The organism is Streptomyces sp. 11-1-2 (assembly GCF_003595545.1).
GTDB lineage: Bacteria > Actinomycetota > Actinomycetes > Streptomycetales > Streptomycetaceae > Streptomyces > Streptomyces hygroscopicus_B.
The window spans coordinates 7,799,685-7,812,436 of record NZ_CP022545.1 but is presented as its reverse complement, the minus strand read 5'-3'; the positions used below and the strand labels follow the sequence as shown (position 1 = coordinate 7,812,436).

Genomic DNA, 12,752 nt, shown 5'->3' with positions numbered 1-12,752 from the left:
CCGCACGTCGCCTCAGCGGCTGCTGCCGTGCTCCTCGACGAGTTCACGGGCCCGCTTCACATCGGCCGCCATGCGCTCCAGCAGCGCCTCGATCGAGTCGAACTTCTCCTGGCCCCGCAGATAGGCCAGGAAGTCGACCTCGACATGGAGTCCGTACAGATCCAGTCCGACCCGGTCGATCGCATACGCCTCGACCGTCCGCTCGGTCCCGTCGAACTGCGGATTGGTGCCGACCGAGATCGCCGCGGGCATCGCCTCGCCCCGCGCCGTCAGCCACCCGGCGTAGACGCCGTCGGCCGGGATCGCGGTGTGCGGCGGGGTCTCCAGGTTGGCCGTCGGGAAGCCCAGTTCACGGCCGCGCTGCGCACCGCGCACCACCACGCCCTCGACCCGGTGCGGCCGGCCGAGGACCTCCATCGCGCCCGCGACATCGCCCTCGGCGACCAGTCGGCGCACCAGCGTGGAGGAGAACGGCTCGCCGCCGCCCGCCTCGCCGCGCTCGTACAGGTCGATGACCTCGACCTCGTAGTCGTAGGTGGTGCCGAGCTCGCGCAGGAACGCGACGTTCCCGGCGGCCTTGTGGCCGAAGCGGAAGTTGGGGCCCTCCACCACGACCCGTGCGTGCAACTTGTCGACCAGCACCTTCACGACGAAGTCGGCGGGGGTGAGCCGGGAGAACTCCGCCGTGAACGGCAGGACCAGCACCGCGTCCACGCCCAGCCCGGCCATCAGCTCCGCGCGCCGCTGATGCGTGGCCAGCAGCGGTGGATGGCTGCCGGGCCGCACGACCTCGCTCGGATGGGGGTCGAAAGTGACCACGACCGCCGGTACGCCCAGCTCACGCGCCCGTGCCACGGCACGGCCGATGATCAGCTGGTGCCCTCGGTGCACCCCGTCGTAGGAACCGATGGTGACGACGCTGCGCCCCCAGCCCTCAGGGATGTCCTCCAAGCCACGCCAGCGCTGCACTTTGCCCGCTCCTCGCCCGAACCTTTGTCTGTCGACTTCGCAGGTCTAAGACTGCCATGCCCCGGTCGCCCGCCTCGCATCGGTGGTCTCCACGAGCGCCAGGACCGGCCGGAAAGCCACCGTAGGCGGCCGGTCCTGGCGCTCGCAACGCAGCACGGAGTCAGAGATGACACACCGCGGTGCCCTGGCCCCGACGCGGCCCGATGGCCTCATACGAAGACGGCCAGGCTCTTCGCCTTGCCCTTCGACTCCTCCACGAGGGCGAGAAAACGCCCCTCCGGCCCGAAGACCGCGACCGGCCCCGGCCCCGAATCCGACCCCGAACCCGGATCCAGCGCCCCCTCCCCCGAGGGCATGTCGATCCGCACGCCGTTGCCCAGCAGCCGGGCCTGGTGATCGTCCACGTCCCAGCGCGGGAAGGCGGCGGCCGCCGCCTCGGCGATGGGCATGATCTCCAGCGACTCCTCCAGGCTCTCCAGCGTCCTGGCCGCCTCCAGTCCGTACGGGCCGACCCGGGTGCGGCGCAGGGCCGTCAGATGGCCGCCGGCGCCGAGTCCGGCGCCCAGGTCGCGCGCCAGCGCCCGGATGTAGGTGCCGGAGGAGCACACCACCGTGACGTCCAGGTCGAGGACGGTGGTGCCGTCCTCCGCCTTGGCCTCGCGGCGGTCGTGGAGGACGAAGGAGGAGACGGTCACCGGCCGCGCCGGGATCGCGAACTCCTCGCCCTCCCGAGCCCGTGCGTAGGAGCGCTTGCCGTCGATCTTGATGGCGCTGACCTTCGAGGGGACCTGCTGGATGTCCCCGGTCAGCTCCTCGATCCCGGCCTCGACGGCGCCCGGTTCGACCCCGGCGGCGCCGTCCGATGCGGTGATCTCGCCCTCCGCGTCATCGGTGACCGTGGCCTGGCCGAGCCGGATGGTGGCCCGGTACTCCTTCTCGGTCAGCGCCAGATGGCCCAGCAGCCGGGTCGCCTTCTCCACGCCGACCACGAGCACGCCCGTGGCCATCGGGTCCAGTGTCCCGGCGTGGCCGACCCGCCGGGTGCGGGCGAAGCGGCGCATCCTGGCGACGACGTCGTGCGAGGTGAAACCGGCCGGCTTGTCGACGATCACCAGGCCGTCCGGTGCCCCGGAACCGGCCCTGCCCTTGCGCGTCATACGTCCGATGAACCCTTGCCGTCCGTGCCGGACCCTTCGCCGTCCGCGCCGGGCTCCGCGTCGTCCGTGCCGGGCTCCTCGTCGTCCTCGTCCTCGCCCGGCTTGCGGTAAGGATCGGCGTCGCCGGCGTAGCTGGCGCCCGAGGACGCCTCGCGCACCTGGGCGTCCGCCTCCCTGGCCTTGGCGAGCAGGTCGTCGATGGTGCGGGCGTTCTCCGGCAGTGCGTCCGGGACGAACGTCAGGGTCGGGGTGAAACGCACCCCCGTCTGGCGTCCGACCTCCGACCGCAGCACACCCTTGGCGCTCTCCAGGGCCGCGGCGGAGGCCGCCCGCTCCTCGTCGTCGCCGAAGACCGTGTAGAAGACGGTCGCCTCCCGCAGATCACCGGTGATCCGGGTGTCGGTGATGGTCACATAGCCCAGCCGCGGGTCCTTGATCCGCCGCTGCAGAGTCTCCGCGACCACGACCCGGATGCGGTCCGCCAGCTTGCGTGCCCGCGCGGTGTCGCTCATGCGTCTTCTTCTCTCTTCTTCGCGTCAGTCATCGATTGCCGCGGCGGTCTGCCACCGCCGATCCGGCCCTCATTCATCATCGCCACCGTGGAACCGCCGTCGCACCGACAACAGCTCCACCTCCGGCCGCGCCGCCACCAGCCGCTCGCAGCGGTCGAGCACGTCCGTGAGATGGCCCGCGTCCCCGGAGACCATCGCCAGGGCGATCTGGGCCCTGCGGTAGAGGTCCTGGTCCCCGACCTCCGCCGCGCTCACCGCGAATTTGCGGTGCAGCTCGGCGACGATCGGGCGGACGACGGAGCGCTTCTCCTTCAACGACCGTACGTCGCCGAGAAGCAGGTCAAAGGACAACGTCCCTACATACATGCGGTCCGGGTCAAGCCACCCGTGGGGCCTTTGTGAATGCGGGCTTCTCGCACCGTACACGCAAGGGCCGGGGCCGATCGACGGAAATTTCTCCGCCGACCGGCCCCGGTGGGACAGCCGCTTGTCAGCCGCGCGGCTTCTCGCGCATCTCGTACGTCGCGATGACGTCGTCGATCTTGATGTCGTTGTAGCTGCCGAGGTTGATACCGCCCTCGAAGCCTTCGCGAATCTCGGTGACGTCGTCCTTGAAGCGGCGCAGACCCTCGATGTTGAGGTTCTCCGCGATGACCTTACCGTCGCGGACGAGGCGGGCCTTGGTGTTCCGCTTGACCTCGCCGGAGCGGATGAGCACACCGGCGATGTTGCCCAGCTTGGACGAGCGGAAGACCTCGCGGATCTCCGCCGTACCGAGCTCGACCTCTTCGTACTCCGGCTTCAGCATGCCCTTCAGGGCCGCCTCGATCTCCTCGATCACCTGGTAGATGACCGAGTAGTACCGGACGTCCACGCCCTCGCGCTCGGCCATCTGCGTGGCACGCCCATCGGCGCGCACGTTGAAGCCGATGACGATGGCGTCGGAGCCGGTCGCCAGGTCGATGTCGGTCTCGGTGACCGCACCCACACCGCGGTGCAGGACGCGCAGGTCGACCTCTTCGCCGACGTCGAGCTGGAGCAGCGAGGACTCGAGAGCCTCCACCGAACCGGACGCGTCGCCCTTGATGATGAGGTTGAGCTGCTGGACCTGACCGGCCTTGAGCACCTTGTCCAGGTCCTCCAGGGAGACCCGGCGGGTGCGCTTGGCGAACGCCGCGTTCCGCTCGCGGGCGGCACGCTTCTCGGCGATCTGGCGGGCGGTGCGGTCCTCGTCGACGACGAGGAAGTTGTCGCCCGCACCGGGCACGTTGGTCAGACCGAGCACCAGGACCGGGGTCGCCGGGCCGGCCTCTTCCAGCGCGTTCCCGTTGTCGTCGAGCATCGCCCGGACGCGGCCGTAGGCGTCGCCCGCGACCATCGTGTCGCCGACCCGCAGGGTGCCGCGCTGGACCAGCACGGTGGCCACGGCGCCGCGGCCACGGTCGAGGTGCGCCTCGATCGCGATGCCCTGCGCGTCCTGCTCCGCGTTGGCGCGCAGGTCGAGCGAGGCGTCCGCGGTCAGGACGACGGCCTCGAGCAGGTCGTCGATGTGCAGCCCCTGCTTGGCGGAGATGTCGACGAACATGGTGTCGCCGCCGTACTCCTCGGCCACCAGGCCGTACTCGGTCAGCTGACCGCGCACCTTGGTCGGGTCCGCGCCCTCGACGTCGATCTTGTTGACCGCGACCACGATCGGCACATCGGCCGCCTTGGCGTGGTTCAGCGCCTCGATCGTCTGCGGCATCACACCGTCGTTGGCCGCCACCACGAGGATCGCGATGTCGGTCGACTTGGCACCACGGGCACGCATGGCGGTGAACGCCTCGTGACCCGGGGTGTCGATGAAGGTGATCCTGCGCTCTTCCTCGTTGACCTCGGTCGAGACCTGGTAGGCACCGATGTGCTGGGTGATGCCGCCGGCCTCGCCCGCGATGACGTTCGTCTTGCGGATCGCGTCCAGCAGTCGCGTCTTACCGTGGTCGACGTGACCCATGACGGTCACCACCGGCGGACGCGCGACGAGCATCTCCTCGCCGCCCTCGTTCTCGCCGAACTCGATGTCGAAGGACTCGAGAAGCTCGCGGTCCTCCTCCTCCGGGCTGACGATCTCGACGTTGTAGTTCATCTCGTCGGCGAGGAGCTGCAGCGTCTCGTCGGAGACGGACTGCGTCGCGGTGACCATCTCGCCGAGGTTGAGCATCACGGCGACCAGCGACGCCGGGTTGGCGTTGATCTTCTCCGCGAAGTCGGTGAGCGAGGCACCCCGCGACAGCCGGACCGTCTGGCCGTTGCCGCGCGGCAGCATCACACCGCCGACGGACGGGGCCTGCATGGCCTCGTACTCCTGGCGCCTCTGCCGCTTCGACTTACGGCCACGACGCGCCGGACCGCCGGGACGGCCGAACGCACCCTGCGTGCCACCACGGCCACCGGGACCACCCGGACGACCGCCGAAGCCGGGACGGCCACCGCCGCCACCGAAGCCGCCGCCACCACCGGGACCGCCCGGACGACCGGCGAAACCGCCGCCGCCACCGGGACGACCGCCACCGGGACCGCCGGGACGACCGGCGAAACCGCCGCCGCCACCGGGACGACCGCCACCGGCACCGCCGGGACGACCGCCGCCGCCGGGACCGCGACCGCCGCCGCCACCGCCGGGACCCGGACGCGGGCCGGCAGCCGGACGCTGCGGCATCATGCCCGGGTTCGGGCGCGCGCCGCCGGGACCCGGACGCGGGCCGCCCCCCTGGGCGCCCTGCGGACGGGGCATCTGGCCCGGAGTGGGACGGGGACCGCCGGGACCGCCCTGGCCACGGCCGGGACCGCCCTGGCCGCCGCCCTGCGGACGCGGGCCGCCGCCGGGCTGACCGCCGGGACGCGGGGCGCCGCCGGGACGGGGCGCCTGCGGGCGCGCCATACCGGTGGAGCCACCGGAGGTGAAGGGGTTGTTACCGGGACGGGGACCGGCCGGACGGGGACCACCCGGACGCGGACGCTCCTGACCACCGGCACGCGGACCGCCACGGCCACCACCCTGACCGCCCTGGCCACCCTGACCCTGGCCGCCCTGACCCTGACCGCCCTGACCCTGGCCCGGTGCACCCGGACGGGCGCCGGGGCGCGGACCGGGCGTGGCGCCCGGCTTGGCGGGCGCGCCCGGCTTGGCCGCGGCGGGCTTGGGGCTGGCGGGACTCGGGGCCGCCGGCGGCGCGGTGAACTCGGGCTGCGCCGGAGCCGCCGGCGCGGGGCCCGGCTTGGGGCCGGGGGCCGCCGGACGGGCAGCGGGCGCGGGACGCGGGCCCGGCGTGGGCGCCGCACCCGGAGTGGGCGCCGCACCGGGGGTGCCGCGCTGGCCCTCGGCGGCCGGCTTGGGGCCGGGCGCCGTCGGGGGCTTGGGGGCGGCCGGACGTGCCGCAGCCGCCGGACCGGGGGTCGGCGGCTTGGGCGTCGCCTTGCGCGGCGCCGAAGGCTTACCGGCGGCACGGCCGGAGCCGTTGCCACCCTGGAATGCGTCAGTCAACTTGCGCACAACCGGCGCCTCGATCGTCGAGGACGCCGAACGTACAAATTCACCGAGTTCTTGGAGCTTGGCCATGACGACCTTGCTCTCAACTCCGAACTCCTTGGCGAGTTCGTATACCCGGACCTTAGCCACTTCGCTCCTTTTAGGTCCGGGTTGTCGCCGGACCGTCGCTACTTCATGGGCGTACTCATCGCGTACTCATCGAGTGCTCATCGCAATCTCGACCTACTTCCGACTCGCGAGGTACCTGACCGCACGGTGTCCCGTGCCGTTCTCTTCCAACTTCTTACTCAGGGTGTCGCCTGCTCACCCTTCTCGACAAACCGGCGGAGCGCCGTGGTGTCGAGCGCCCCCGGCCCCCTGAAGGCCCGGGAAAAGGCCCGGCGGCGAACCGCCAGGTCAAGGCAGACCCGTGTGGGGTGAACATAAGCACCCCGACCGGGGAGCGTACCGCGCCGGTCGGGGACACAAACACCCTCGACCAGCACGATGCGCAGCAGATCGTTCTTGGCCGCCCGATCCCGGCATCCCACACAGGTTCGCTCAGGGCAGGCACCAGCTCGCGTGCGGCCAGACACTGCTTAAGTCTACCTCCCCATACCGACCTCACCCCTTGGGGGGAGTGATCGAATCGTCACTCGATTTCAGGCCGGATCCCACGGGATCCGGCCTGAATCAGCCTTGATCACCCGACTGCTCGGTGTCCGGCCGGATGTCGATCCGCCAGCCGGTCAGCCGGGCCGCCAGCCGGGCGTTCTGCCCCTCCTTGCCGATGGCGAGGGACAGCTGGTAGTCGGGCACGGTGACGCGGGCCGAGCGGGCCGCCAGATCGACCACCTCGACCTTGCTCACCCGCGCGGGTGACAGCGCGTTCGCCACCAGGTCAGCGGGGTCGTCCGACCAGTCGACGATGTCGATCTTCTCGCCGTGCAGCTCGGCCATCACGCTGCGCACCCGGCCGCCCATCGGACCGATGCACGCGCCCTTGGCGTTCAGCCCCGAACGGGTCGACCGGACCGCGATCTTGGTGCGGTGGCCCGCCTCGCGGGCGATCGCCGCGATCTCCACCGAACCGTCCGCGATCTCCGGCACCTCGAGCGCGAAGAGCTTCTTGACCAGATTGGGATGCGTACGCGAAAGAGTCACCGACGGGCCGCGCACGCCCTTGACGACTCGTACGACGTACGTACGCAGCCGGGTGCCGTGCGCGTAGTCCTCGCCCGGGACCTGCTCCTGCACCGGCAGGATCGCCTCGAGACGGCCGATGTCCACCAGCACGTTCTTCGGGTCCTTGCCCTGCTGGACGACGCCGGCGACGACATCGCCCTCCCGCCCCGCGTACTCGCCGAAGGTGATCTCCTCCTCGGCGTCCCGCAGCCGCTGCAGGATGACCTGCTTCGCGGTCGTCGCGGCGATCCGGCCGAAGCCGGAGGGGGTGTCGTCGAACTCGCGGGGCTCCTGCCCCTCCTCCAGATCCTCGGCGTCCTCACGGGCCCATACGGTCACATGGCCGGTGTCGCGGTCCAGCTCCACCCGGGCGCGGCGACGGCTTCCATCGGTGCGGTGGTAGGCGATGAGGAGCGCCGATTCGATCGCCTCGACCAGCAGGTCGAAGGAGATCTCCTTCTCTCGCACCAGACCCCGCAGGGCACTCATGTCGATGTCCACGGCTACGCCTCCTCTTTGCTCTCGTCGTCCTCGCCCGCGGTCTTCTCGTCGGGCTTGCGGTTGAACTCGATCTCCACGCGGGCCTTGGAGATCTCCTCGAAGGCAAGCCGTCTGGCGGTGGGCTTGCGCCCCTTCACACCGGGGACCTCCAGATCGAGCCCCTCGTCGTCCACCGCGACGATCCGGGCGACCAGCTCGCCGTCGTCGGTGAGTCGCGCTCGCATGAGGCGGCCGGTGGCGCGGCGGTAGTGGCGCGGCTCGGTCAGGGGGCGCTCGGCGCCGGGAGAGGTGACCTCGAGGACATACGGGACCTGGCCCATCGCGTCCGTGTCGTCGAGAGTCTTGGAGATGTCCCGGCTCAGCTCCGCACACGTGTCCAGCTGGACGCCGTCGTCGGAATCCACGACCACTCTCAGCACACGCCGCCGCCCAGCCGGTGTCACCTCGACCTCTTCCAGATCCAGATCTCGCGCGCTGACGAGCGGTTCCAGCAGTCCGCGCAGCCTCTCGCTCTGGGTCGTGCTCATCCGGGTGACTCCTCGGCCGCGTGTGCTGTTGTGGGAAGGTCGCGTGTCAGGTCAAAGCCTATCTGTTCCGGCGGCGGGCTGACGATTCGGTGGCCGCTGCCGGGCAGACGGGCTCGGCGCGGGTACGCTCGCCTGCTGTGATCACTACCGGCGGCCGGGAGCGGCCGCAGCCCGGAAAGAGGAACGTGTCGATCACGACTCCCCCACCTCCTCCCACACCCGCATCCGACGCGATGTCTTCGGCCTCCCCGGCGTCCGCGAAGTCCTCGGCGGACGCCGCCGCGGTGCCCCGGCGGCGGAGTCTGCTGCTGGGCGGCGGAGCGCTGGGGGCGGTCGCGCTGCTGAGCGGCTGTTCCGACGATGCCGAGCCCCGGCGCGACGCGGGCGGCGAGGCGGCCGTCGCCCAGCTGCGGGCGCGGGGCGCTCGGGACTCCACCGCACTCCTCGCGCGCTACGACGCGACCGTGGACGCGCATCCCGACCTCGCGCAGCGGCTGGCGCCGCTGCGGGAGGAGACGGCCCGGCATGCCGCGGTCTTCACCACAAAGGACCGGTCCGCCTCCCCCTCCGCGACCGCGTCGCGCTCGCCCTCGGCGGGCGGGCAGCGGGTGCCGAAGGTGCCCGAGGACGAGAAACAGGCCCTCTCCGCCCTCGCCCAGGCCGAGCGCCAGACCGCCGACACCCGCACGGCCGCGCTCGCCACCGCGCCGCCCGAGCTGGCCCGGCTGCTGGCCTCCGTCGCGGCCTGCGGCGCCGCCCACGTGTATCTCCTCACGCAGCGCGGCACGGATTCGTGATCACGCTCGGGACCACCGGGAAGGGGTACTGACATGGCCTCTCGAGCAGGCCGATCGGCCGTCGGCGAACGGGCCGCGGCGCTCAGGGCCGCACAGGCCGCGCTCGCCGCCGAGCACGCCGCGGTGTACGGATACGGCGTCGTCGGCGGGCGGATCGGCGACGACCGGCTCGCGGAGGCGCGCGAAGGCTACGCCGCGCACCGCGCGCGCCGGGACGACCTCGCCCGCACCGTGCGCGACCTCGGCGGCAGCCCCGAGGCCGCGGCGCCCGCCTACGCCCTGCCCTTCGCGGTGCCGGACGCGCCCGCCGCGGTGCGGCTCGCGGCCGAGCTGGAGAACCGGGTCGCCGCCGTCTACGCCGACCTCGTCCGGGCCTCGACCGGGTCCCTGCGCCGCCAGGCGGCGGGGGCGCTGCGGGAGGCGGCGGTCCGGGCGGTGCGCTGGCGGGGCGGCGGCGTAGCCTTCCCTGGACTCACCGAACGCGCCGCACCGGCCACTCCGTCGGCATCGCCCAGCGGTGGGGCGGACGGGGTGTGAGACCGATGGGGTCTGTGAAGTCATTGATGGTGGAGGGGACAGCTCAGGAATGGCATCGGCACCACAGCCCGGCGGCCGCGATACGGCCCGCGTCCAGGTGCCGAAGCGGCTCCTGGACGCGCTGAGCGACAGCCCGGCGAGCGCCGTGCGGAGCTGGCTCGACGCCCTGCCCGAGACGGTCGAGCAGCAGCTCGCGGCGTGGGAGCTGACCCTGGAGCGGGTGTCGGCGCCCGGCGGGCGCCGCGGACTCGTCGCGCTCGTACGGCAGGCGGACGGCACGCCGGCGGCGCTGAAGCTCCCGGTCCCCGGCCCGGACGCCGACCATGAGCGGGCCGCCCTCGCGCACTGGGACGGCTGGGGCGCGGCCCGGCTGCTGCGCGCCGACCCGGACACCGGTGCGCTGCTGATCGAGGGGCTGCGCAGCACGGTCTCGCTGCGCTCGCTGCCCGAGGCGAAGGCGGTGCTGGAGGCGGCGGGGACGGTGCGGCGGCTGTGGGTGGCGCCGCCCGAGGGACATCCGTTCGCGTCGGTCACCGGGCGTACGGAGGAGGAGCGCGAAACCCTGCGGACGCTCGGCGCCGGGAGCTGGGCGGCGGAGGCCCGCCCGCTGACCGACGAGGCGCTGGAGCTGCGGGAGGCACTGCCCGCCGAGCCGCCCGAGGAGGTGCTGCTGCACGGCGACTTCCGGCAGGGGAAGGTGCTGGCCGGGGAGCGCACGCCCTGGCTCGCGGTGGGCCCGTCGCCGGTCGTGGGCGAGCGCGCGTACGACCTGGCGCGGCTGGTGCTCGACCGCTGCGAGGACCTGGCCGCCGGCCCCGGCCCCGCCGCGGCCGCGCGCCGCCGGGTCGGCAAGCTGGCGGATGCCCTGGAGGTCGACCGCGACCGGCTGCGGGGCTGGTCCTTCTACCGCGCCGTCGAGACGGGCCTGCGCCACGCCGCCGCGGGCGACCGCCGCCGCGCGGAGCTGCTGCTGGAGTTCGCGGGCTGGCTGTAACGGGGCCTGGCTGTAACGGTGGCCCCGCCCCCAACCCCCTTGCCGAGTGCCGGTTTCGTCTCGCGCCTGCGGCGCAATCGAGCAGCGGAGCAGGGGTGCCGGGCCGAGCCGCGTCGCGTCGCCGACCGCCGGGCCGGTGGGGACGAGCGCCGGTGGCGGCTTCCGTAACGGGGAGCCGAAGCACCCAGCACGCGGAATCCCCGGCTCCCGGGCGTGGAAGCGCGGGAGCCGGGGATTCCGGATCGTCCGGTGCGGGTCCGCCCGTCAGGCGGTGGCGGTGGCGGTGAGGCGAGAGATCGCCTCGTCGATCGGCAGCTCCTCGCGCTCACCCGTACGGCGGTCCTTCAGCTCGACGACGCCGTCCTTGGCGCCGCGGCCCACGACCAGGATGGTCGGGACGCCGATCAGCTCGGCGTCGGTGAACTTCACGCCCGGGGAGACGCCTGCGCGGTCGTCGACCATGACGCGCACACCCGCCGTGCCCAGCTTCTCGGCGATGTCGAGCGCCAGCTCGGTCTGGAGGGCCTTGCCCGCCGCGACGATGTGGACATCGGCCGGAGCGACCTCGCGGGGCCAGCAGAGGCCCGACTCGTCGTGGGTCTGCTCGGCGAGCGCGGCGACGGCTCGGGAGACGCCGACGCCGTACGAGCCCATCGTGACCCGCGCGGGCTTGCCGTTCTGGCCGAGCACATCGAGCTGGAAGGCGTCGGCGTACTTGCGGCCGAGCTGGAAGATGTGGCCGATCTCGATCGCCCGGTCCAGCTCGATGCCCGAACCGCAGCGGGGGCAGGGGTCGCCCGGCTCGACCACGACGACGTCGAGGTAGTCGTCGACCTCGAAGTCACGGCCGCAGACCACGTTGCGCGCGTGGGTGTCGGGCTTGTTGGCGCCGGTCACCCAGGCGGTGCCGGGGGCGATGCGCGGGTCGGCGATGTAGCGCAGGGACTTGCCCGCCAGGCCCTGCGGGCCGACGTAGCCGCGCACCAGCTCGGGGCGGCCCTCGAAGTCCTCGGCCGTGACGAGCTCGACGACGGCGGGGGCGAGGTGCTCGCCCAGCTTGCCCAGGTCCACCTCGCGGTCGCCGGGGACACCCACCGCGGTGATCTCGCCGTCGACCTTGACCAGGAGGTTCTTCAGGGTGGCGGAGGCCGGGACGCCGAGGTAGTCGGCGAGGGTCTCGATGGTCGGGGTGTCGGGGGTGTCCAGCTCCTCCAGGGGCCCGTGCTCGGCGCCCTCGACCGGCGATACGGCCACCGTGACCGCCTCGGTGTTCGCGGCGTAGTCGCAGTTCGGGCAGTCGACGAAGGTGTCCTCGCCGGCCGCCGCCGGGGCCAGGAACTCCTCGGAGGCCGAGCCGCCCATCGCGCCGGAGACCGCGGAGACGATGCGGTAGTCCAGGCCGAGGCGCTGGAAGATCCGCTGGTACGCCTCGCGGTGCAGCCGGTAGGACTCGGCGAGGCCCTCGTCGGTGGTGTCGAAGGAGTACGAGTCCTTCATCAGGAACTCGCGCCCGCGCAGCACGCCCGAGCGGGGGCGGGCCTCGTCCCGGTACTTGGTCTGGATCTGGTAGAGCATGACCGGCAGGTCCTTGTAGGACGTGCACTGGTCCTTGACCGTCAGGGTGAAGATCTCCTCGTGGGTCGGGCCGAGGAGGTAGTCGGCGCCCTTACGGTCCTTGATCCGGAAGAGCAGATCGCCGTACTCGTCCCAGCGGCCGCTCACCTCGTACGGCTCACGGGGCAGCAGCGCGGGCAGGAGGACCTCCTGGGCGCCGATGGCGTCCATCTCCTCGCGGACGATCCGCGAGACGTTCTCCAGGACCTTCTTGCCGATCGGCAGCCAGGTCCAGATGCCCGCGGCGGCGCGGCGGACGTAGCCGGCGCGGACGAGCAGCTTATGGCTGGCGGTCTCGGCGTCCGCCGGGTCTTCGCGCAGCGTCTTCAGCATTGTCGTGGACAAGCGCTGGACGTTGACGGCGTGGGCCATGGGGTCTCTCCTGCGTGCGATGGGATGTTCAGGAGGTTAGCCGCACCGGTCGGTTTCCCGGAAATGCGTAAGGCACGGA

12 protein-coding genes are annotated in these 12,752 nt (G+C 72.3%); 3 read left to right on the top strand and 9 right to left on the bottom strand.

What is annotated here, in order from left to right; genetic code table 11:
- Positions 1-12: 12 nt before the first annotated feature.
- The 8 genes from CGL27_RS33680 to rimP all read right to left on the bottom strand — a co-directional run bounded on the left by CGL27_RS33680 (position 13) and on the right by rimP (position 8,359).
- Positions 13-969, bottom strand: coding sequence for a bifunctional riboflavin kinase/FAD synthetase (locus CGL27_RS33680; RefSeq protein ID WP_078644081.1), 957 nt, complete (start codon positions 967-969; stop codon positions 13-15).
- Positions 970-1,178: 209 nt separating this feature from the next.
- Complete coding sequence (gene truB / locus CGL27_RS33675; RefSeq protein ID WP_119991672.1) at positions 1,179-2,126, bottom strand: tRNA pseudouridine(55) synthase TruB; 948 nt, start codon at positions 2,124-2,126, stop codon at positions 1,179-1,181.
- The gene (rbfA, locus tag CGL27_RS33670; protein ID WP_119991671.1) at positions 2,123-2,638 is read right to left on the bottom strand and encodes a 30S ribosome-binding factor RbfA; all 516 of its coding nucleotides are present in this window, start codon (positions 2,636-2,638) and stop codon (positions 2,123-2,125) included. Before rbfA ends, truB begins: the two co-directional genes overlap by 4 nt.
- Positions 2,639-2,707: 69 nt before the next feature.
- Positions 2,708-3,004: a DUF503 domain-containing protein gene (locus CGL27_RS33665; protein ID WP_078644076.1), complete on the bottom strand. Its 297-nt coding sequence runs from the start codon at positions 3,002-3,004 to the stop codon at positions 2,708-2,710.
- Positions 3,005-3,128: 124 nt separating this feature from the next.
- On the bottom strand, positions 3,129-6,296 hold the full coding sequence (infB, locus tag CGL27_RS33660) for a translation initiation factor IF-2 (protein WP_119991670.1): 3,168 nt from the start codon (positions 6,294-6,296) through the stop codon (positions 3,129-3,131).
- Between the two features lie 158 nt (positions 6,297-6,454).
- Positions 6,455-6,742, bottom strand: coding sequence for a YlxR family protein (locus CGL27_RS33655; protein ID WP_078644074.1), 288 nt, complete (start codon positions 6,740-6,742; stop codon positions 6,455-6,457).
- A gap of 97 nt (positions 6,743-6,839) precedes the next feature.
- Positions 6,840-7,832, bottom strand: a complete 993-nt coding sequence (nusA, locus tag CGL27_RS33650) for a transcription termination factor NusA (RefSeq protein WP_119991669.1) — start codon at positions 7,830-7,832, stop codon at positions 6,840-6,842.
- A gap of 2 nt (positions 7,833-7,834) precedes the next feature.
- Complete coding sequence (gene rimP / locus CGL27_RS33645; protein WP_119991668.1) at positions 7,835-8,359, bottom strand: ribosome maturation factor RimP; 525 nt, start codon at positions 8,357-8,359, stop codon at positions 7,835-7,837.
- A 233-nt stretch (positions 8,360-8,592) separates the two neighbouring features.
- On the opposite strand from rimP, the gene CGL27_RS33640 reads away from it, so the two are divergent.
- From CGL27_RS33640 to CGL27_RS33630, 3 genes are read left to right on the top strand one after another with little or no spacing between them, the layout of a single operon-like run.
- Positions 8,593-9,156, top strand: coding sequence for a hypothetical protein (locus tag CGL27_RS33640; RefSeq protein WP_119991667.1), 564 nt, complete (start codon positions 8,593-8,595; stop codon positions 9,154-9,156).
- Positions 9,157-9,189: 33 nt separating this feature from the next.
- Positions 9,190-9,693 carry a ferritin-like domain-containing protein gene (locus CGL27_RS33635; RefSeq protein WP_078644067.1) on the top strand — a complete coding sequence of 168 codons (504 nt, stop codon included), beginning with the start codon at positions 9,190-9,192 and terminating at the stop codon, positions 9,691-9,693.
- Positions 9,694-9,742: 49 nt separating this feature from the next.
- A complete protein-coding gene (locus CGL27_RS33630; RefSeq protein ID WP_119991666.1) occupies positions 9,743-10,687 on the top strand; it encodes an aminoglycoside phosphotransferase family protein in 945 nt (314 codons plus the stop codon).
- 264 nt (positions 10,688-10,951) lie between these two features.
- Here CGL27_RS33630 and CGL27_RS33625 read toward each other — a convergent pair whose 3' ends face one another.
- Positions 10,952-12,673, bottom strand: coding sequence for a proline--tRNA ligase (locus tag CGL27_RS33625; protein ID WP_078644064.1), 1,722 nt, complete (start codon positions 12,671-12,673; stop codon positions 10,952-10,954).
- Positions 12,674-12,752 lie beyond the last annotated feature (79 nt).